Annotated in this window: 20 protein-coding genes; 11 read left to right on the top strand and 9 right to left on the bottom strand. The window is 46.4% G+C overall.

The window, feature by feature from the left end; all coding sequences use genetic code 11:
* Positions 1 to 439: 439 nt before the first annotated feature.
* The 4 genes from ribH (at position 440) to pgpA (ending at position 2,986) form a co-directional block, all read left to right on the top strand.
* A complete protein-coding gene (gene ribH, locus QMG91_RS13410) occupies positions 440 to 910 on the top strand; it encodes a 6,7-dimethyl-8-ribityllumazine synthase (protein WP_004408440.1) in 471 nt (156 codons plus the stop codon).
* A complete protein-coding gene (nusB, locus tag QMG91_RS13405) occupies positions 910 to 1,377 on the top strand; it encodes a transcription antitermination factor NusB (RefSeq protein ID WP_022549928.1) in 468 nt (155 codons plus the stop codon). Before ribH ends, nusB begins: the two co-directional genes overlap by 1 nt.
* Positions 1,378 to 1,508: 131 nt before the next feature.
* Positions 1,509 to 2,483: a thiamine-phosphate kinase gene (gene thiL, locus QMG91_RS13400; protein ID WP_004408436.1), complete on the top strand. Its 975-nt coding sequence runs from the start codon at positions 1,509 to 1,511 to the stop codon at positions 2,481 to 2,483.
* Positions 2,483 to 2,986 (top strand): phosphatidylglycerophosphatase A, encoded by a 504-nt coding sequence (pgpA, locus tag QMG91_RS13395; protein WP_281827043.1) that lies wholly within the window; start codon positions 2,483 to 2,485, stop codon positions 2,984 to 2,986. The genes thiL and pgpA overlap by 1 nt, the downstream gene beginning before the upstream one ends.
* Positions 2,987 to 3,080: 94 nt before the next feature.
* Here pgpA and dxs read toward each other — a convergent pair whose 3' ends face one another.
* From dxs to xseB, 3 genes are read right to left on the bottom strand one after another with little or no spacing between them, the layout of a single operon-like run.
* Complete coding sequence (gene dxs / locus QMG91_RS13390) at positions 3,081 to 4,964, bottom strand: 1-deoxy-D-xylulose-5-phosphate synthase (protein ID WP_281827041.1); 1,884 nt, start codon at positions 4,962 to 4,964, stop codon at positions 3,081 to 3,083.
* A 19-nt stretch (positions 4,965 to 4,983) separates the two neighbouring features.
* Positions 4,984 to 5,868 (bottom strand): (2E,6E)-farnesyl diphosphate synthase, encoded by an 885-nt coding sequence (gene ispA, locus QMG91_RS13385; RefSeq protein ID WP_281827039.1) that lies wholly within the window; start codon positions 5,866 to 5,868, stop codon positions 4,984 to 4,986.
* 5 nt (positions 5,869 to 5,873) lie between these two features.
* Positions 5,874 to 6,119 carry an exodeoxyribonuclease VII small subunit gene (xseB, locus tag QMG91_RS13380; RefSeq protein ID WP_004408428.1) on the bottom strand — a complete coding sequence of 82 codons (246 nt, stop codon included), beginning with the start codon at positions 6,117 to 6,119 and terminating at the stop codon, positions 5,874 to 5,876.
* Between the two features lie 362 nt (positions 6,120 to 6,481).
* Between xseB and pomA the strand changes: the two genes are divergently transcribed.
* The 4 genes from pomA to QMG91_RS13360 all read left to right on the top strand — a co-directional run bounded on the left by pomA (position 6,482) and on the right by QMG91_RS13360 (position 10,306).
* Entirely contained in the window at positions 6,482 to 7,246 is a 765-nt protein-coding gene (pomA, locus tag QMG91_RS13375) for a flagellar motor protein PomA (RefSeq protein WP_004408426.1), read from the top strand.
* An 11-nt stretch (positions 7,247 to 7,257) separates the two neighbouring features.
* Complete coding sequence (locus QMG91_RS13370) at positions 7,258 to 8,199, top strand: flagellar motor protein MotB (RefSeq protein ID WP_004408425.1); 942 nt, start codon at positions 7,258 to 7,260, stop codon at positions 8,197 to 8,199.
* 139 nt (positions 8,200 to 8,338) lie between these two features.
* Complete coding sequence (gene thiI, locus QMG91_RS13365; RefSeq protein WP_281827035.1) at positions 8,339 to 9,787, top strand: tRNA uracil 4-sulfurtransferase ThiI; 1,449 nt, start codon at positions 8,339 to 8,341, stop codon at positions 9,785 to 9,787.
* An 84-nt stretch (positions 9,788 to 9,871) separates the two neighbouring features.
* Complete coding sequence (locus QMG91_RS13360; protein WP_281827033.1) at positions 9,872 to 10,306, top strand: DUF805 domain-containing protein; 435 nt, start codon at positions 9,872 to 9,874, stop codon at positions 10,304 to 10,306.
* A gap of 96 nt (positions 10,307 to 10,402) precedes the next feature.
* Here the strand turns inward: QMG91_RS13360 and QMG91_RS13355 are convergent, their stop codons facing one another.
* The 6 genes from QMG91_RS13355 to QMG91_RS13330 all read right to left on the bottom strand — a co-directional run bounded on the left by QMG91_RS13355 (position 10,403) and on the right by QMG91_RS13330 (position 16,648).
* Positions 10,403 to 11,365, bottom strand: a complete 963-nt coding sequence (locus QMG91_RS13355) for a sugar-binding transcriptional regulator (protein ID WP_022591633.1) — start codon at positions 11,363 to 11,365, stop codon at positions 10,403 to 10,405.
* Positions 11,366 to 11,394: 29 nt separating this feature from the next.
* Entirely contained in the window at positions 11,395 to 12,192 is a 798-nt protein-coding gene (locus tag QMG91_RS13350) for an SDR family oxidoreductase (RefSeq protein WP_281827030.1), read from the bottom strand.
* 14 nt (positions 12,193 to 12,206) lie between these two features.
* Complete coding sequence (locus QMG91_RS13345; protein WP_281827028.1) at positions 12,207 to 13,730, bottom strand: sugar ABC transporter ATP-binding protein; 1,524 nt, start codon at positions 13,728 to 13,730, stop codon at positions 12,207 to 12,209.
* Positions 13,731 to 13,745: 15 nt separating this feature from the next.
* On the bottom strand, positions 13,746 to 14,678 hold the full coding sequence (locus QMG91_RS13340; protein WP_022591630.1) for a sugar ABC transporter substrate-binding protein: 933 nt from the start codon (positions 14,676 to 14,678) through the stop codon (positions 13,746 to 13,748).
* Positions 14,679 to 14,729: 51 nt separating this feature from the next.
* A complete protein-coding gene (locus tag QMG91_RS13335; RefSeq protein WP_281827025.1) occupies positions 14,730 to 15,719 on the bottom strand; it encodes an ABC transporter permease in 990 nt (329 codons plus the stop codon).
* Between the two features lie 125 nt (positions 15,720 to 15,844).
* The gene (locus tag QMG91_RS13330; protein WP_281827023.1) at positions 15,845 to 16,648 is read right to left on the bottom strand and encodes a GolD/DthD family dehydrogenase; all 804 of its coding nucleotides are present in this window, start codon (positions 16,646 to 16,648) and stop codon (positions 15,845 to 15,847) included.
* Positions 16,649 to 16,957: 309 nt separating this feature from the next.
* On the opposite strand from QMG91_RS13330, the gene QMG91_RS13325 reads away from it, so the two are divergent.
* The 3 genes from QMG91_RS13325 to QMG91_RS13315 are packed head-to-tail and all read left to right on the top strand — an operon-like array spanning position 16,958 to position 20,214.
* Complete coding sequence (locus QMG91_RS13325; protein WP_022549940.1) at positions 16,958 to 17,788, top strand: transketolase; 831 nt, start codon at positions 16,958 to 16,960, stop codon at positions 17,786 to 17,788.
* A 2-nt stretch (positions 17,789 to 17,790) separates the two neighbouring features.
* Entirely contained in the window at positions 17,791 to 18,729 is a 939-nt protein-coding gene (locus QMG91_RS13320; RefSeq protein ID WP_038199558.1) for a transketolase family protein, read from the top strand.
* 12 nt (positions 18,730 to 18,741) lie between these two features.
* The gene (locus tag QMG91_RS13315) at positions 18,742 to 20,214 is read left to right on the top strand and encodes an FGGY family carbohydrate kinase (RefSeq protein WP_281827020.1); all 1,473 of its coding nucleotides are present in this window, start codon (positions 18,742 to 18,744) and stop codon (positions 20,212 to 20,214) included.
* Positions 20,215 to 20,489 lie beyond the last annotated feature (275 nt).

Below are 20,489 nucleotides of genomic sequence, written 5' to 3'. Positions count from 1 at the left end.
TGATTTTTTGAAAAAATAGGGTGGCTTCTTGTTCTCAATGCCCAAATGCATTCTTAACAAAGAATTTTTAATGGATGGCGTTAGGCTAGTTGAAATAATTACTGAAATATCAGGGTTAGTTCTAATTCCAAACTCGGATATAAAACGAGGTGCCTTTTATAATATGGTCTTCTTAAAAGTTGTAAGGATTACAGAGCGTTTAAGTTTTGATGAACGAATTTCACACAATCAATTGCATTTCATATCAAAAGACTTGGAAAAAACCGCCATTCTACTGTGACTTTTCCTTTGGACCGAACCAGAAGATATCGCCCCGAATTGCGCATCTTGGCGTGGTTTGAGGCTAGAACTTACTCTCAATTTCCATTAGATATCTCTCACACTTTTGTGCTAGAATCCGGCGATTCTCACTTGATGAACATAGTTAAAGGAAAGCTTTATGAAAGTGATCGAGGGCGGTTTCCCAGCGCCAAATGCAAAAATTGCTATCGTTATTTCTCGTTTTAACAGTTTTATTAACGAAAGCCTGTTATCTGGTGCAATCGATACTTTAAAGCGTCATGGACAAATCAGCGAAGACAACATCACTGTAGTACGTTGCCCGGGTGCCGTTGAACTACCTCTCACCGCTCAGCGCGTTGCAAAGACAGGTAAATTCGATGCCATTATTTCTTTGGGTTCGGTTATTCGTGGTGGTACTCCTCACTTTGACTATGTTTGTAGTGAATGCAACAAAGGTTTGGCTCAGGTGTCTCTGGAATACAGTCTTCCAGTGGCGTTTGGTGTACTAACCGTTGATACCATCGATCAAGCTATCGAGCGTGCAGGAACCAAGGCTGGTAATAAAGGTGCAGAGGCTGCACTAAGCGCGCTAGAGATGATCAACGTTCTTTCTGAAATTGATTCCTAATGGGGGCCAGTGTGAAACCAGCCGCACGTCGTAACGCACGTCAATTTGCATTACAAGCCATATATTCGTGGCAGATTACTAAAGAGAATGTTGCTACTGTTGAAGAGCAATTCCTATCTGGAGGCAAGTATGATGAAGAAGAGCATCATGCGTCAGAGCCTTCATTGTCTGCACCGGAAACTGACGTTGCTTACTTCCGTGACCTGTTGTCTGGCGTTGTATTAAGCCACACAGAGCTAGACAGCAAACTGCGTCCATACTTGTCTCGCCCGATGCAAGATTTGGATATGATGGAGCTGGCTTTGCTGCGTCTTGCGATGTACGAAATGACACGTCGTGAAGATGTACCTTACAAAGTAGTGATCAACGAAGCGATTGAGCTGGCAAAAGTATTTGCCGCAGAAGATAGCCATAAATTTGTGAATGGTGTACTTGATAAAGCCGCACCGCATGTTCGCAAAAAGTAATCGCTAGAATTTTTAAAAGGTCAGCTAAACGCTGACCTTTTTCTTTTTATGGGGCATTAAGTAAACTGCGTCAGGCAAGTTTGATTTACTTAGGTATAATTAACACAAATAACAACATACAAGAGTCAGCCATGGCAGGTGAATTCAACCTAATTACCACCTATTTCGTCAATCGACAAACCCAGCGCAAAGATGTTCAGCTCTCCTTAGGAGACGACAGCGCATTAGTTACATCCCCCGAAAACGTTCAGATCGCAATCAGCACCGATACCCTTGTAGAAGGGACACACTTTTTAGAACATGCAAACCCTGCTTGGGTAGCGCATAAGGCTCTTGCGTCTAATTTAAGTGATTTAGCTGCGATGGGGGCATCACCAGCCTGGGTATCCTTAGCACTAACACTGCCTGAGCCTGATGAAATGTGGCTGGCACCATTTAGTGAATCCTTTTTTGAACTGGCTAATTACTTCAACATTCAGTTAATTGGTGGTGATACGACGAAAGGTCCTTTGAGTATCACTCTGACCGTGCAGGGCTTCGTACCTGAAGGTAAAGCCATGCGACGTGACAGTGCCAAAGTAGGCGATTGGATTTACGTAACAGGTACTCTAGGAGACAGTGCTGCTGGTTTGCAGGTTGTACTGGATGAAACCAAACGCGCGAAACCACATGCCGAAGAGCTTGAAAAACGCCACTATCTTGCCACCCCTCGCCTGGTTGTGGGGCAAGCCTTAAGAGATGTCGCGTCAGCTTGTCTGGATATTTCAGACGGATTGATGTCCGACCTTCGCCATATCATGGAAGCATCCAATGTTGGTGCTGTGATTGATGTGGACAGTATTCCATTGTCTGATGAGCTAAAAGCCTTTTGCTCAGACGACACAGAGGCTCTTCAACTGGCACTGACCAGCGGCGAAGAATATGAGCTGTGCTTCTGTGTACCTGAAGAGCACAAAGGACAAATGGACACTTTACTGGCATACTCCGGAACAACCGCCACTTGTATTGGTCAGATCCGCTCTGGCGACGAATTGGTATTAGAACAACAAGGAAAAAAACTGGACTGGCAATTGTCTGGTTATGATCACTTCAAGGTTAACTCGTAATGTCTTCACCTTTATCCCTGATTTCGCTTAAAAACCCCTGGCATTTGTTAGCAACGGGTTTTGGCAGTGGGCTTTCTCCAGTCGTGCCGGGCACCATGGGCACTTTGGCTGCAGTTCCATTTTACTTTTTGCTGGTGCAGTTACCTTTTCCTATGTATTTGGTAGCCGTAGTCGCTTCCTGTTTTATAGGGATAAAGATTTGTCAGGTGACTTCCGATGATATGGGTGTGCACGACCATGGCTCGATTGTCTGGGACGAATTTGCAGGCTTCTGGCTAACTATGATGGTGGTGCCTTTATTTAAAATACCTGCTGATGACTGGAAGTGGCTGATTACAGGTTTTATCCTTTTTCGTTTTTTCGACATGGTAAAACCGTGGCCAATCGGTTGGTTAGATAAGCGTGTACACGGCGGGCTCGGAATTATGCTGGATGATATCGTCGCCGGAGTCATGGCAGCTATTTCACTTTGGTTGGTCGGTAAGTACGCGGGCTGGCTCTAGGGTCTGTTGAATTTGAAAAAATAAAGCCGAACTGAGTTCGGCTTTATCTGTTTTTACGGGTGAGAGATCTAAGTTTAGTTAACCCAAGTTCAGCTTACTTGGCTAGATATTCACGAATAGACTGTTCTATTCCGGCAGAATCCAGACCTAGCTCGGCGTGCATTTCATCTTGTGTGCCCTGAGCAACAAACTCATCGGGCAGACCCAAGTTGAGCACTGGGAGAATCTGCTTACTGTTCATCAGGTGTTCGACAACACCAGCACCAGCGCCACCAGCAACCACGTTTTCTTCGATGGTAACAAGTACATCATGGTCAGCAACAAGTTGGGAGATAAGTGCTTCGTCGAGCGGTTTGACGAATCGCATATCCGCTACTGTCGCATCAAATGCCTCAGCAGCCTTCAATGCATTTGGCAAGAAAGTACCAAAGCTCAAAATGGCGACTTTAGGCTGCTCTGTTTTACCACCCTGGCGAACGATTCGACCTTTACCAATTTCAAGTGCTGTCATGTCTTGCTGGATTTCTGCACCACAGCCACTACCGCGAGGATAACGAACAGCAGAAGGTCCGGTGTGCTTGTGACCGGTGTAGAGCATCTGACGACACTCATTTTCGTCGCTTGGTGCCATGATCACCATGTTAGGAATACAGCGCATGTAGCTTAGGTCAAAGGCACCCTGATGAGTCTGACCATCTGCACCGACAAGTCCTGCACGGTCGATAGCAAACATGACGGGTAAATTCATGATGGCGACATCGTGAATTAGCTGGTCATAACCGCGCTGTAGGAAGGTAGAGTAAATCGCCACAATCGGGTTAAGACCCGCAATAGCAAAGCCGCTGCCTAGTGTGACAGCGTGCTGCTCTGCAATCGCTACATCGAAGTATTGCTCAGGAAACGCTTTAGAGAAACGCACCATACCCGAACCTTCACGCATGGCAGGAGTGATCGCCATTAACTTAGGATCTTGCGCCGCCATATCACACAGGAAATCACCGAAAATATTAGAGAAAGTCGGTGAGGCTGCCTTGGCTTTTGGCTTGTTCGGATCAGGGTTCAAAAACTGTTTAGGTACAGCGTGGTAGCCGATTGGGTCCTTTTCAGCAGGCTCGTGACCTTTGCCTTTTTTGGTCATGATGTGCAGGAACTGAGGACCTTTTAAGCCACGCATGTTTTTCAGCGTCTTAACCAGCTCATTCACATCGTGCCCATCAACAGGACCAATGTAGTTAAAACCAAGCTCTTCGAACAGGGTGCCAGGGACCACCATGCCTTTTAAATGTTCTTCAGTACGGCGAACCAGTTCTTTGATTGGAGGCAGACCAGAAAGAACCTTCTTTCCGCCTTCGCGGATTGAGGTGTACAGATTACCGGAAAGCAACTGTGCAAGGTGGTTGTTAAGTGCGCCAACGTTCTCTGAAATCGACATTTCATTGTCATTCAGAATCACCAACATATCAGTATGAACATCACCCGCATGGTTCATGGCTTCGAACGCCATGCCCGCAGTGATGGCACCATCACCAATCACACTGACGACTTTACGGTCTTTGCCTTCTTTTTCCGCCGCGATAGAAAGACCAAGTGCCGCACTTATAGAAGTTGATGAGTGTCCGACTGACAGCACATCGTATTCACTTTCTCCGCGCCATGGGAACGGATGAAGCCCGCCTTTTTCACGGATAGTCGGCAGTTGCTCACGACGTCCAGTTAAGATTTTATGAGGATAGGCCTGATGACCCACATCCCAGATTAACTGATCAAAGGGTGTGTTGTAGACATAATGTAAAGCAACGGTCAGTTCCACTGTACCCAGACCGGATGCCAAATGCCCACTGGATTGACTCACCGAGTTAAGCAGATAAGTTCTCAACTCATCGCATAACGTAGGCAAGCTTTCCTTCGGAAGAAGGCGAAGCTCATCGGGTGTATCTGCCAGTGCTAAAGTAGGATATTTTGAAATATCGAGAGTCATATATATCAGCGCTTATTGTTTAGTTTTTGCGCTCGACCACGTAACGGGCGAACTCTTCAAGTAACTGTGTATCATAAGGGATGGCTTCCAGCGCTCCCAGTGCATCATCAAGCAGCTCTTGCGCTTTCTTCTGAGCACCTTCCAATCCTAACAAGGATGGGTATGTACTTTTGTTTAATTCTTGATCCGAACCCTGAGGTTTTCCTAAAGTTTCGGTATCACTAATGATATCTAAGATGTCGTCTTGAACCTGAAATGCGAGACCGACCAAATCGGCGTATTTCTCTAATTCAGGCAGGACTTTAAGCCCTTTTTCTCCCGCTGCCATTGCCCCCATCTTGATGGCGCTTTTGATCAAGGCAGCAGTTTTATTCAAGTGAATGCTTTCCAGCTCTTGCAAAGAAACCGATCGATTCTCAGCCGCTAAGTCCAGCGCCTGTCCCATACACATGCCGCGCACACCAGATGCCTGAGCTAAAGTCTGGACCATCTTTATACGGTTGGTTTCGCCTTCTGGGCTAAGTTCGCCTTCGGAAAGAATCGAAAAAGCCAGAGTCTGCAGTGCATCGCCAGTGAGAATAGCGGTCGCCTCATCAAACTTGATGTGGCAGGTGGGTTGCCCGCGACGCAGTTCATCGTCATCCATTGCAGGCAAATCGTCATGAATCAGAGAGTAGGCATGAATGCATTCAACGGCACAGGCTGGAGTATCGAGTCCCCCTAAGGTGCAACCAAGCATTTCACCCGTAATATAAACCAGATACGGACGAGCTCTTTTGCCACCCAGAGTTAAACCATGGCGCATGGCCTGGATAAGAGGTAGATCCTGATAGGGCAAAGTATCCAACCAAGCGTTCAGCTGTGCGTTGCTGCGCTCTTGGTAAGAGGTTAAAGATGCGGACATAGTAATTATTCTTCAGAATTTGGATCGAAGGGCGTTAATTCAGCCTGATCGTCTTCTTGGGTCAGAATGGCAACGCGTTGTTCAGCTTCAGACAGTTTTCCCTGGCCAGCTCTGGCAAGGTGAATACCACGCTCGAACTTTTTGAGGGCGTCTTCTAATGCCAGATCGCCGCTTTCCAGCTGCTCTACAATAGAATCTAATTCAGTAAGCGACTCTTCAAAAGTCATGTTTTCTGGTTTTTTGCTTGCCATACGATTTCTGCTGCTAAAACGTTGCACGCAAGTTAACTCAGCGATAGCGGCTGGTCAAACTCGCAATAGAGAAAATTTAACAAAAGTGCAGTATATCAGTTTTTACAATGGATTCGTTATTATCAAATGGTCTCAAAGTATGAGTGTGCCTCTTTTTTGTTCAATCAAGCTGAAGTCACAGCACAAAACAGGAAATTGCCTACAATGTCTTTAGGCTGGGACCATAGGTAAAATTAGGTATAGTCTGTTAAAGTTAAAAGAAAATTTGCGAACGCTGTCGGTAAAAGTCCTAAACAAAACGAAGACCCTGCCGATAGCTGGAGTTAAGCGCACATTAGAATTTTTAGCATGAGGGGTGCTTTGTGGATTTAGCAACGTTAATTGGATTAATTGGCGGATTTGCATTCGTAATCATGGCAATGGTTTTGGGGGGAGGCATCGGTATCTTTATCGATGTGACATCTATCCTGATCGTTGTGGGTGGTTCGACTTTCGTGGTTTTGATGAAATTCACCATGGGGCAATTTTTCGGTGCAGCTAAAATCGCTGGTAAAGCCTTCATGTTTAAAGCAGACGAGCCAGAAGACTTAATCGCGAAAGTAGTCGAAATGGCAGATGCCGCCCGTAAAGGTGGTTTTTTGGCGTTGGAAGAAATGGAGATCACCAGCTCCTTCATGCAAAAGGGTATCGACTTGCTGGTGGATGGTCACGATGCAGACGTTGTGCGTGCAACACTACAAAAAGATATCTCATTAACCGATGAGCGCCATGAACAGGGTAGAGCGGTATTTTCAGCTTTCGGTGACGTTGCTCCTGCGATGGGTATGATCGGTACACTGGTTGGTCTGGTTGCCATGCTTTCAAACATGGATGACCCAAAATCCATCGGTCCCGCGATGGCGGTAGCACTTCTGACAACTCTGTATGGTGCTATTCTTTCTAACATGGTGTTTTTCCCAATCGCGGATAAATTGTCTCTGCGTCGTGAGCAGGAAAAACTGAATCGCCGTCTGATAATGGATGGCGTACTGGCGATCCAGGATGGCCAGAACCCTCGTGTAATCGACAGCTACCTGAAGAACTACCTGAACGAAAGTAAGCGTGTTCTTGATGTCGATGGTGAGTAAGGGGAAGTAGGATGGAAGAAGAAGAGTGCAAATGTCCCCCCCCGGGGCTCCCATTGTGGATGGGTACGTTTGCTGACTTGATGTCACTGCTAATGTGCTTCTTCGTACTTCTGCTTTCGTTTTCCGAAATGGACGTACTGAAGTTTAAGCAGATCGCCGGTTCCATGAAGTTCGCATTTGGTGTTCAAAACCAGTTGGAAGTGAAAGACATTCCAAAGGGTACCAGTGTTATCGCTCAGGAATTTCGCCCGGGTCGACCTGAACCGACACCAATTGACGTGATTATGCAGCAAACCATCGACATGACTCAGCAAACGCTGGAGTTTCATGAAGGGGAGTCTGACCGTGCGGGTGGTACCAAACGTGAAGTGGGTAAGCTGACGGGTGGTAAGTCGCCAGATACATCCACCAAAATGAACCAGAACAACGAGTCTGAGCAGCAACAGCAACAGTCTGAAGCGCAATCGCAAGAAATGGAAACCATCGTCGAAAGCATCAAAAAAGCGCTGGAGCGTGAAATTGATGAAGGCGCGATAGAGGTAGAAAACCTAGGTCAGCAAATTGTTATCCGAATTCGTGAAAAAGGGGCTTTCCCTGAAGGTTCGGCATTCCTGCAACCTAAGTTCCGACCTTTGGTTCGTCAGGTGGCTGAGCTGGTGAAAGACGTACCGGGTATCGTTCGTGTTTCTGGTCATACAGACAATCAACCACTGGATTCTGAGCTGTATCGTTCGAACTGGGATTTGTCTTCTCAACGAGCGGTTTCCGTTGCGCACGAAATGGAAAAAGTCAGAGGTTTTGAACATTCAAGGCTTCGGGTTCGGGGTATGGCGGATACTGAGCCATTGGTCAGCAATGACACTGCTGAAGGACGAGTGGAAAACCGACGCGTTGAAATCAACATCATGCAGGGTAAACCACACTTCAGTGATGAGGTCTCAGCACAGCAGTAATTTAGCAAGAATTGATGTTTCTAATAATATTAAGGTGAGTACATAAAGTGCTCACCTTTTTTTGTGTGGTTATCTCGGTTATAATCGCGCGCCTCAGAATTGCTGCGGCAATCCAGTTCTTAACCAGTGAAGCATATCCATGAAGTTTATCGTTAAGCCCCATCCAGAAATTTTTGTTAAAAGTGAATCCGTACGTAAGCGTTTTACTCGTATTCTGGAGTGCAATATTCGTATCATTATCCAAAAGCACACTGAGAACGTGGCGGTATTTAACCGTCGTGATCACATTGAGGTGAGCGGTAAAAACGACGAGCACTACGATAAAGTTCTGTCCATCCTGACTCAGACTCCGGGTATTCATCATGTGCTTGAGGTTCAACAATCAGACTTCGAAGACATGCACGATATTTACGAGCAGGTACTGGAACTGAACCGCGATAAGATCGAAGGGAAAACTTTTGTTGTTCGTGCGAAGCGTCGCGGCAAACACGATTTTACGTCGATCGAACTGGAGCGCTACATCGGTGGTGGTCTGAACCAGGCGGTTGAAAGTGCGAGCGTAAAACTCCACAAGCCAGATGTAACGGTAAAAATTGAAGTGGCCAGCGACAAGCTGAATCAGATTCTGGCTCGTCACAAAGGTTTAGGTGGTTTCCCTCTGGGTACTCAGGAAGACGTGCTGAGCTTGATTTCTGGTGGCTTTGACTCTGGTGTATCCAGCTACCTGCACATCAAACGTGGTTCTAAAACTCATTACTGCTTCTTTAACCTGGGTGGTCCTGCTCACGAAATTGGTGTTAAGCAAGTTGCTCACTACCTGTGGGACAAATACGGTTCTTCTGCCAAGGTGAAATTCATTTCTGTGGATTTTGAACCTGTGGTTGCTGAGATTCTTGAGAAAGTCGATGACGGTCAAATGGGCGTTATCCTTAAGCGTATGTTTATGCGCGCAGGTGGAATGATTGCCGAGAAGTTTGGCATTCAGGCTCTGGTAACGGGTGAAGCACTTGGTCAGGTTTCTTCTCAAACTTTAACCAACCTGCGTCATATTGACGGCGTAACTGAGACGTTGATCCTTCGTCCACTTATCAACTGGGACAAAGAAGACATCATCGATTTGGCTCGTGACATTGGCACAGAAGATTTCGCGAAAACCATGCCTGAGTACTGTGGTGTGATTTCCAAAAAGCCGACTGTGAAAGCGGTGAAAGAGAAGCTGGAAGCGGAAGAAGCGAAGTTCGATTTCTCTGTGCTAGAGCAGGTGGTGTACGACGCACGCATCATGGACATTCGTGATATTGCGAAAGAAAGCCTGGAGCAAGCACCAGAAGTCGAGCAGGTGGAAGACGTTGACCAAAATGGCATCGTGCTGGATATCCGTAGCCCAGAAGAAGAGGACGAAAAACCACTTGAGATTGATGGCGTTGAAGTGGTTCACATTCCATTCTTCAAACTGGCGACTAAGTTCGGTGATTTAGACCAGGATAAAACTTACCTGTTATACTGCGACCGCGGCGTAATGAGCCGCTTGCAAGCGCTTTACTTGCAAGAGCAGGGCTACAACAACGTAAAAGTGTATCGCCCGTAACAAAGCTCGTTAGTGTTTTCCAAGCCACTCACCAGAGTGGCTTTTTATTGAATTAACACCCAAGAAATAGCAAAGACAAAGTTTATGAATGAATTTATCAAAGCGTGGCAACTGGCTTTTGAATTTAAAGGTCGCTCTCGCCGAAAAGATTACTGGATGTTTCTACTGATCAACTTCATCCTGAATATGGTCGTCTCTTTCATTCCACTCATTAATGTGGTCTATCCGTTGATGGCGCTGGTGCCTCAGATTGGACTGGGTATTCGTCGTTTGCACGACATCGGTAAAAGTGGCTGGTGGATGGCATCGCCATTTGCAGGTTTACCTATCGTATTGTTTGGCATGAGTCTGTCTTCAGAAGCCATCATTTTATTTGGGGGCGCGATGGTAGCAGCGGCGTCTATCATGCTTTTGGTGTTTAGTGTGATGGATAGTCAGGCAGGCACAAACCAGTATGGACCGAACCCGAAAGAGAATTCTAGCAGCGGAGATTCGGATCAAGGGACGATAGTTGCCTAGTTAAAGCGCTAATATTTGAGCCTCGCACTTGCGGGGCTTTTATTTTATTCACTTTACTTAAAAGAAGACCTCATTACTTTTTAAGTTCACGGCAAACTAATGGGTATAAAAGTATTCCCACAATGAACGAGCCGTGTTCACATCCGTAATAAGCACGTCGCAGTATCCGCCATTCAGAGCGCCGTCTAGGGCCGCGACTTTCTCTTTTCCGCAGGCAAGACCAATTACGTGAGGCACATCTTTTAACTGAGACAGTGAGATTGCAACGACAGGGTCGTGGCTTTCCTCAATGACGGGTTTGCCTCGTTTATCGAAGTAGTGAAGGCAGATGTCTCCAACGGCACCATCGTCGACCATGGTTTGAAGCATCTCTTTATCGAAGTAGTTCCCACTGTTTTGCAACAGCTCCGAGGGTTCAAGCTGCCCAATACCAACCAAAGCGATATCGATCTTAGGAAAGGTGTCGAACACTTCTTTGATTTCTGGATCTTGAAGAATCTTCTCTTTCGCTTCATAAGATCGCTCGATGCTTTGTGCAGGTAAAAGGTGCGCAGACGCATTCAGAAGATTGGCTAAGCGCTGGGTAAGGTAGGTTGCCTGAAAAGCACCATTGTTTCCCACACCCCCCATAAGCTGAACCACCTCTTTCACCTTGGAACGTGCGAAATGCATGTTATCGACCATGGCAGAAATGGTGGTACTCCATGAGGAGATTCCCAGAATGTCGTTCTTTCTCAGGATAGATTCCAGATAATGTGCGGCAGCACTGCCGACCAGAGATTTAGTGTAAGCAGGGGAAGACTCGGCAGGCGTATCGACCACGATGACTTGCTTAAGGTCGTAGTGACGCTGAATCTTTAGCTCTAAATCCAGATGAACTCCAGGTGGCTGGATGATACTGATTTTAACAAACCCTTCCTTTTGAGCCCGATTAATCGCCCGGGACACATAAGACTGAGACACTCGGAGTTTCTTGGCAATTTCTTGCTGCTTGAGTTCGTCTTTAAAGTAAAGGTTTGCGATTTTCAGTACGGATCTGAGTTCATCAAGCTCTGACATTTCCGGGGATTCACCTAATATTGAGTGGATTAATTCATTGCCATGCCGCCACAGACATTGAGCGCTTGCCCTGTAATATAGCCTGTTTCGTCAGAGGCGAAAAATGCGATGGCGTTCGCCACATCTTGTGGTGTGCCAGCTCTTTTCAGGGGAATATTGCTGACCCATTCCGCAATCAACTCTCCCTCTTGGTAGGTTTTATCAGGAGTCGAGAGCATTTCACCCCATACTTTATCATTATATTTCCACATGTCACTCTCAATGATTCCGGGGCAAACCGAGTTTACTGTGATGTTTTTTGGTGCCAATTCAAGTGCTAATGACTGGGTGATACCAATGACACCCATTTTGCTCGCCGCGTAATGAGGCGTGTAAATAAAGCCATTTCTGCCTTGCAAGGAAGAAGTGTTAACAATACGTCCACCTCCTTGTTTTGCCATGTATTTTGCTGCTTCACGGCTACACAACCAAACCCCTGTGGTGTTGACATGAAGTACTTTGTTGAATTCTTCATGAGTCATCTCATCGAACGGTTTAATGGTGATGATACCAGCGTTGTGAATGCTGATATCAATGGCAGAAAAGGTGTCGAATGCGAGCTGATACAGATCTTTCACTTGTTGTTCAGAAGAGACATCAACCACTTTGGATTCAACGTGTACGCCGGAATATTTCTGGCTGATCTGCTGGGCAGTTTCGTGAATGATTTTGTCATTGGAGGCTATGACTAAGTTTGCGCCCTTAGAGGCAAAATGTTCAGCTATACCTTTACCAATGCCTTTGCAGGCTCCGGTGATAACCACGCTTTTGTTGTTAAATTGACTCATTGAAAATTTCCTTATTATTGTGTGGCAAGCGCCATAACTGCGACCTGGCTGGCGTCTTTGGCTTCCAAAATGCCCTGTTGTTCCCCGTGGGCGAGCACCATGATTCGGTCCGACAGACCCAATACTTCATCCAGGTCAGAGCTTACGATAATGACCGCCATCCCTTTCTGAGCCAGTTCGGATATCACATCGTAGATTGCGGCTCGTGCCCCTACATCTATACCTCTGGTGGGTTCATCGAGAATGAACACTTTCGGGTTGCGAGCGATCCATTTGGCGATGATGACTTTCTGCTGGTTACCGCCAGATAAGTCAGAAACTCTTTGATGAATCTGACCTTTGACGCCCATTTTATCTATGGTTTCCTGAGCAAAGTCCGCCATGCCTTTTGGGTTGACCCAGCCTGCGGAACTGAACTGGTCGAAGTTGCCGTAAGCGACATTGTCACAAATGGAGTCTTCCAAAATAACGCCCTGAATTTTTCTGTCTTCGGGCACCAGAACGATCCCTTTATCAATGGCGTCTTTGGGGGTTGAAATGGCGGTTGGCTTGCCATCCAGTAAAAGGGTTCCAGACTGAGTGGGGTCTGCACCCGAAATGGCTCTGACCAATTCGGTTCGACCTGCACCCACAATGCCGGCAATTCCGAAGATCTCCCCTTTATTGACGGAGAAATTGATGTCCTGAAATTCATCGGTTGCTGAGCTTAGGTTCTGAACCTCAATGACGGGGGAGCCAATCTGGTGGATTCGTTCGGGGAAAACTCTGTCGATGCTTCGACCCACCATCTCACTGACCAGTTGTTTGACCGGGACATCGGCACGCTCATGGTTTGCTACCTGACTTCCGTCTCTTAAGACCACAATGCGATCTGCTATCTGGGCTATCTCTTCGAGCCGGTGGCTGATGTAGATGAAAGACACTCCCTCTGCTTTTAAATAACGAATCTGCTCGAACAAACGCTCAGTTTCTTCACCTCCAAGAGCAGCTGTCGGCTCATCAAGGATCAGCAGTTTGGCATTCAGTGTTAACGCTTTGGCAATTTCTACCTGCTGTTGAGCTGCAACTTTGAGATCTTTGACTAGCATGTTAGCCGAGACGTCCAGGCCCAACCGCTCAAGTTGAATACTTGCGGCTTCGACCATTGCGTCCTGATTGACCAGCCCATTATGAACAATAGTTCTACCAAGAAAGACGTTTTCGGCGATGCTCAAGTCGGGCAACAAACGTATTTCCTGATGTATCAAGCCAATTCCTGAATCCAGTGCATCTGCCGGGGAGGACGGGGAGTAGGGTTTTCCCTGCCAGGTCATTTCACCGGAAGAGGGTTGAATGACTCCAGCAATAATGGAAGACAGAGTGGATTTTCCGGCTCCATTTTCTCCCAATAGAGACACCACTTCTCCGGGTTTTACGGTGAGGTTAACATCTGAAAGTACTTCGATATCGCCGTACTTCTTTCCGGCACCTTTCACCACAAGCCCACTGTTGGGTGAGCTTGTGGCAGAGGCGGAAGTTTGAGCATGTTCTGACTTCATACTTCCTACCTTTGATTAAGGATGAACTTTAATGAACTGATCAACGTTGTCTTTTACGGTTAATGTTGCGCCTTGCAATTGAGTTTTTGGCACATACAAACCGTCTTTCAAATCAAGTGCAGAGCGAACAGCTAGGCGACCCATAAACTGAGTTTGCTGAGTCATGGTTGCTGCAAGAATGCCTTTTTTGACCGCTTCCAAACCAGCAGCATCTCCGTCGAATCCAACGACCACCACATCATGATCCAGATTCGCCACTTTCACTGCTTGTGCAGCGCCCAATGCCAGAGCATCGGCGCGACCGAAGAATACGGTGATGTTAGGGTCTCGTTGCAGCATGTCTTGCGCAATAGAGAATCCTTCGTCCTGCATCCACGCTTTACTGGCTTGTTTGGTTACGACATTCAGGTCTGGGTAATCTGCAATGGCTTCGTTAAAGCCGCGATTACGATCGATTTCCGGTGTTGTACCGATCTGACCCTGAACGACGCCAATTCGACCTTTCCCTCCAGTAATTTTAGCAACGTATTCACCCAGTTCTTTGGCGGCAGCAACACTGTCTGTTGCAATGAAAGTATCACCAGGTGCACCTTCTGGGTTTCTATCCACGGTTACGACTGGAATTCCCGCTTTATGAGCAGCCTTCACCGGAACACTCGCAGCTGTTGCTCCCGCTGGGATGTAGATGATGGCGTCCACTTTACGAGTGATCAAATCCTGAATCTGGCTAACCTGAGTTGCGGAATCTCCACGAGCATCCACCACGATCACTTTGGCTCCAACTCTCTTACCTTCTGCTTCGACCGACTGTTTTATCTGGTTAAAAAAGTCCGCCTGAAGGTTGGCAACCGCTAACCCAATGGTAGTCTCTGCCCATGAGGCATGTGCGACCAATGCTGCTGACAAGATAGCAGCACTTTGCAGCCATTTTTTCACTTGCTTAAACATGTAACTCTCCTTGTTGTCATTACTTTCCCACTTAGTTTTAAGGGGATGGGTTTAAGAGGATTTCCTGCCAAGTGTGTCGAAAGCGACCGCTACCGCGATAACAATGCCGATGACCACTTGTTGAAAGAAAGGTGAGATGCCCAAAAGGTTTAACCCATTTCTCAGCACCCCGATAATTAGCACACCCACTACCGTGCCTATGATGGCGCCGCGTCCTCCTTTGAGACTCGCTCCGCCAATCACAACAGCGGCAATGGTGTCGAGTTCATACGCTATACCGGCACTGGGTTGCGATGAGTCCAGCCTTGCTGCCAGAGTCATTGCTGCAATACCTGCGAGTAACCCAGATGCGACGTAAACCAGAATGGTCTGCTTATGAACGTTGATCCCGGCTAACCTTGCGACTACTTCATTACCTCCGATGGCGTAAAGGTTTCTGCCATTGGCGCGATATTTGAGATAAAGCCCGGCGATTAAAGTGAGCAGAATAAATATGCCCATAGTGACAGTGAACACTTCAAAGTAGCGGATGGTTGATAAACCAGTAAACCAATCGGGGTAACCCACAACCTGTCGACCGTCGGTCAGGATATTGGCGATACCACGCGCGACAGACATCATGGCTAAGGTGGCAATAAAGGCGGGCAGTTTGGCGACGGAAATGAGAAGCCCTGATGCTAATCCGCATAGTCCGCCTGCTAAAATGCCAAGCAGAATCGACAATTCGATGGGGACACCCAAATGGCGTTCGAGAAAACCCATGGTCATCATGGACAGAGCGAGAATAGAGCCGACAGATAAATCAATACCTCCAATAATGATGACCGCTGTCATACCTATTGCCAAAATCCCTAATACGGTGATCTGGTCGAGAATATTGAGCGCATTTCTCAGAGTGAAAAAGTACTCTGAGGAGAAGGCGAAACCGATACAAATCAGAACCAATCCAATGAAAGGTCCGAATGCCGGATTCGACATGATTCTCTGCTGAATGGGAATATTCACTTTAGCGCGACCCACGTTTACCTCCGAGATGTCCATAATGTTTGTCGTTCCTTCTTTTAATACTAGGTAACTTTGGCGATCTTGATGAGTTGGAACTCTCTCTAACTTATTGTCCTCAAAACGCCTTTTAATCTGAGTTTTGGTTTCTCTATCCTTGCCAATTAAAAGATGGTGAAACCGCCATCTATCATCAAATCCGCTCCTGTGATCATGTCGCTGCCATTACTTGTAAAAAACAAAATTGCGGCGGCAATTTCGTCTGTATAGGCAAAACGCCCCATTGGAATCTTCTGCTTCATGTGTTCGCCTTTTTCTCCCTGCCAGGCTTTTTCACCCATTGGGGTGAGTACGACAGTCGGTGAAATGGTATTGACGTTGATCTTGTGCTTAGCCCATTCCAGCGCCAGTACTTTCGTCATTCCTATTAGCCCTGCTTTTGCCGAGGTGTAGGCAACGTGCTGGTCGATAGCGATAGTGGCAGCCTGAGAAGCGATGTTGATGATTTTTCCGCCGGACTCATGTTGAATAAAAATATTGGCAGCGGCTTTTGCGCATAAAAATGAACCAGTCAGATTCACATCCAGTTGCTTCTGCCATTCTTTTGCAGTGACTTCTAATGCGGGTTGCAACATGACATAGCCAGCACAGTTAACCAGACCGTCTAACTTGCCATGCTCTTCTATTATCTGGTCGAAAGTTGAATCCACCTGATCAGCTTGTGTGATGTCACAGCAATGAAATGAGACTGCATCTTTGGCTATGGCACTGAGTACTTCGCTTGCCTGAGAAACACGTTCCTGTTCAAAAGGAGGATAGATAACAGCAACTTTGGCTCCTTTTTCCAAGTAGAGGCGGTTGGTTGCCATGGCGATTCCCCCTAATCCTCCAGTGACCGCTATCACCTTTCCATGAAGGGAGAAAGTATTGTCCACTCCGTAGCTCAGGTTTACATCATAGCTAGTCATTTTTATATCCTTGAATAAATAATTTGCAATGAATATATATTGGATTGATGTTTGTGAGAGCAACAGTTTTTTGTGGTTAAATTTTGATCACTGTCACTTATGTTGGGTTAACTTATTGAAATTTAAATAAATCAATCTGTTGTTTGATTTTTTAATTATTTTTATAACCCTAACTCTTTGATTGATAAGCTATGAATCGATCTTTTTAATCACTGTTCTTGGAATGTTTGCAAAAACATGGTTGATATTTATTTTGTTGTGAATATATATTTAATTCTGAATAAGGATTTTCAGTAGAAGGAGAGAATCATGAATATGTATCAGCTCAATGCTGAACAGATTAAGGAGAAGGCTCGGCTAATCAGACGAAGAATCATTTTGCTCAATGCGAATAGCCCGGCAGGTGGGCATACTGGAGCGGATTTATCTCAGGTGGAGATTGTTTCCAGCCTTTATTTCAATGTACTTAATGTGTCTCCCGAACGAATCAATGACCCGGATCGGGATATTTACATTCAGGGAAAAGGTCACGCTGTAGGAGGGTACTACTGTATTTTGGCAGAAGCCGGGTTTATTCCAGAGCAGGCGTTAGCCACTTATCAACATTGTGATTCTATGCTTCCTGGGCACCCAGTCAGGCAGAAAACCCCGGGTGTTGAACTTAATACCGGTGCGTTGGGGCATGGGTTGCCAGTAGCTGTGGGGATTGCTCTGGCAGCCAAACTATCTGGCAGTAGCCGTAAAGTGTTCGTGGTGTGTGGAGATGGTGAGTTGGCAGAAGGCAGTATTTATGAAGCAGCTTTGGTTGCGGCAAAATACAAACTGGATAACTTGGTTGTAATCATTGATCACAACAAACTTCAGTTAGCTGGTCGCACAAGTGAAATCATGCCTACCGACCCGCTTGAAGATAAATGGAAAGCATTTAACTGGGATGTATCGGACTGCAATGGTAATGATGTCGAAGAATGTCTGATGGCCTTTTCAAAGGTTAATTACGACAATGGCAAACCTCATGTCATTATTGCCCATACATTGAAAGGCTATGGAGTCAGCTTTATTCAGGATGCAGCGGAATGGCACCACCGAGTACCAAAAGGCGATGAGATTGAGCTCGCGTTGGCAGAGTTGGAGGCATGACAATGGAAAAGAAGCACTTAGCGAATGTCATGATTGAGCAGTTCACGAAAGCGGTCGAAAACGGTGTTGACCTAATTGCTGTGGTCGCCGATTCAACGTCAACCTCCAAAATTTCCCCATTTATGTCGACGTATCCAGAAAGGGTCGTCAATGTAGGTATAGCAGAACAGGCATTAGTGAGTACAGCGGCAGGGCTGGCGCTAGGGGGTAAAGTGGTTGCCACGTGTAACGCGGCTCCATTTCTGGTTTCTCGGGCAAACGAACAAATTAAAATAGATGTTTGCTACAACGACACCAACGTAAAAATGTTTGGCCTGAATTCCGGTGCCAGCTATGGTCCTTTGGCAAGTACTCACCATTCAATCGATGATATATCTGTGATGAGAGGGTTTGGTCGGTTAGACATTTTTGCACCGAGCGATCCTATTGAATGTGAGCAGATTATTCAGTACGCAATAAACAAAGTAGGACCAGTCTATATTCGAATGGACGGCAAACAGCTTCCTGTGCTTCACGATGAAGGTTATCGCTTTGAACCGGGCAAAGTGGATGTGTTGAAGCGAGGTGAGAATGTATCGCTGGTGGCGTTAGGGTCTACTGTGCATGAAGTTTACGAAGCGTCTGAGAGGCTGTTGTCAGAAGGGATCAGTGCGAATGTGATCAGCTTGTCGTCCATCCGACCGCTTAACAAAGCGGAGTTGATTGAAGCCGTTGGTCAGACACCGTTTGTGATTTCAGTGGAAGAACACAATGTAAATGGTGGAGTCGGAGCGCTAGTCTCAGAAGTTCTGGCAGAACAAGGTTCAGGTGCACGATTAATCCGGTTAGGTATCAACGACGGCGAATATGCGATAGCGGCCAATCGAGAAGATATGCGAGCGCATCATGGGATAGATGCGAACTCTATCTATAATCTGGTGAAAAACCTAATGGATTCTTAAGGGCGAGGCGACATGGAAAAGTACATTCTTGCTATTGATGAAGGCACGACCAACGCGAAGGCATTACTCATCAATCAGAAGGGAGAAATTGTTTTTAAGGACTCTCGTCCGCTTAACGTGTTTCACCCACAAGCGGATTGGTCGGAGCAAGACCCTGAGTCGATTTGGCAGGCTGTGGTTTCGCTATTACGATCTTGTATTGAATATTCTTCTCCAGATGCCATTGCTGCAATTGCCATTAGTAATCAACGAGAGTCGGTGATGATGTGGGAGCGGGACTCTGCAAAGGCAATTACCCCGCTTATTTCCTGGCAATGCCGACGTTCTGTGCCATTTTGCCAAGCGCTTAAAGAAAGCAATATCGAGCCGTTATTGATTGAGAAAACAGGTTTGATGATTGACCCGCTCTTTCCCGCAGCCAAAATAAACTGGCTATTAAATGACTTACCAAATGGATTTGAAAAAGCACAAACAGGTTTCTACTGCGCAGGTACTGTGGATGCCTGGTTGCTATGGAAATTGACAGGTACTAAGGAGTTTGCAACAGACAGTTCAAACGCATCCCGAACTCAGCTATTCAACCTCAACACTCAAGAATGGGATAAAGCCCTATTGGATGTGTTTGAAGTGCCTGCTTCTTTGCTGCCTAAGGTGAATCCATCTTCCTGTATCCATGGGAAAACGCATAATATCGATGGTTTTCCTGACGGTGTTCCCATTGCCTCTATGATTGGTGATTCACACGCCGCGCTTTATGGGCACAAAGGCTTTGAAGAGGGTGCCGTAAAAGCGACATTTGGTACTGGGTCGTCTCTTATGTCCGTCACCAATATCAGCAAGCAGCCGGAGCATGGGTTAACCAAAACCATCGCCTGGGCTGATAAATATGGCGTTTGTCAGGCGTTAGAAGGAAACATTACCCATTCAGGATCTGCACTGGACTGGGTTCGCTCCGTTATTGGTGATATTCCTGAAAGTGCACTCAACAATATAGAAGCGCATGCACCAACCAATGGGGGCGTTTATTTTGTGCCTGCTCTATCAGGGCTTGGTGCACCGCATTGGCAAACAGATGTGAAAGCGACATTTTCCGGTATGGATATCAGTACGACCAAATATCAGTTGCTCAGAGCTGGTCTGGAGTCGATCGCGTATCAGGTAAAGGATATTTTGGATGCCATCGAAAAAGATACCAAGCAGCAGGTCACGAAAGTGATGGTGGATGGCGGGCCAACTGCTAATGCGTGGCTCATGCAGTTTTTAAGCAATCTGATTCAAAAGCCAGTTATTCGCAACTTAGATGCGGAAGTGTCTGCCATTGGAGCGGCTTTTCTTGCGGGTCAATCGATAGGCTGGTGGGAAACTCACGAGAGCCTGAAAGCACTTGATCATCCCGTTCAGTCTTTTTACCCGAAGGTGGGAGCTGATCTGGCAGAGAAATGGTATGAAGGTTGGAAAGATGCGCTGGCGCGTACTCTAATTTGAGTCTTTCTCGCGGATAAAAAAACACCGCCTAAGTAGGCGGTGTGAAAATTTGACAGACAGGTCAAAATAATACAGGAAGTATGGTCCTAGCGCTGAGCGCCGAGACACTGGTAGATAACTCTACCAACTCGAAATTCGAGTTTATGCAAACACAACATCGCAACAACTAAACCAATTGATTATCAAAGATAATCAAGCCGTTCAGGCTCAGCGTTGCGAAACGAAATATAGATTTTCTCTGGCTCATCGGCAATCGACAATTTATAATGTTTCGG

The sequence above is a fragment of the Vibrio nigripulchritudo genome (assembly GCF_027924785.1).
Taxonomy (GTDB): domain Bacteria; phylum Pseudomonadota; class Gammaproteobacteria; order Enterobacterales; family Vibrionaceae; genus Vibrio; species Vibrio nigripulchritudo.
The sequence above is the reverse complement of the archived record's forward strand: the minus strand, read 5'-3'. Positions and strand labels throughout refer to the sequence as shown.